2 protein-coding genes are annotated in these 586 nt (G+C 45.4%); both read right to left on the bottom strand.

Annotation, left to right across the window (positions count from 1 at the left end; genetic code table 11):
* The coding region (locus tag WMO25_RS18705; RefSeq protein WP_349086763.1) for an N-acetylmuramoyl-L-alanine amidase family protein at nucleotides 1-400 on the bottom strand (400 nt) is incomplete at its 3' end.
* A partial coding sequence (locus WMO25_RS18710) for a hypothetical protein (protein ID WP_494337453.1) occupies nucleotides 387-586 on the bottom strand: 200 nt, incomplete at its 5' end. The genes WMO25_RS18705 and WMO25_RS18710, both read right to left, overlap by 14 nt.

The raw sequence follows: 586 nt of genomic DNA on the forward strand, positions 1-586 counted from the left end.
TGTTATAAGTAATGCCTGTGGATGGCTTCATGACTTTGACAATGGCATCGATCATTTTCTCTGCCAGTTTTTCTGATCCCGGAAGATGTGCCGAGCGAACCACCGTCACACCGCAGGCTTTTCCATTGAATGCATCCGTATGGTTGCTCTCAAACAAAACATTGGCATATCCGTTCCCCTTTTTCACTGCCATCTGTCCGCGTTCATAAAGCCCCGGGTCCTGATTCCGTTCTCTTGTCAGGATAACATCAATCCCTCTCTTTTCCAGGGCTGTCTTTTCATAAAGACTCAAATCATAAACAGCCTTGCTTTCATAATAACCTTTCACGGCTCCGGCATTATAGGTATTCCCCGTATGTCCCGGGTCAATGACGACTAACAGCTTTTTATTTTCTGACATTTTCTCCACCTCCTGCCTTCATTTTATTCAGCACACTATTATTAGTATTCGCTTCATTGGTGTTCGCCTCGCCTGCTTCATATATCTTATCACTTATACCATTGTCCATTGGCAGCTCTGATGTCATATTGGCAAGAAAATCTCTCAGCCAGCTTTCGACCTTCTTCGGCACCGGCAGGCCGCACA

Origin of the sequence: Coprococcus intestinihominis (genome assembly GCF_040096555.1) — a bacterium.
In the GTDB taxonomy this organism is placed as follows: domain Bacteria; phylum Bacillota; class Clostridia; order Lachnospirales; family Lachnospiraceae; genus Coprococcus_A; species Coprococcus_A intestinihominis.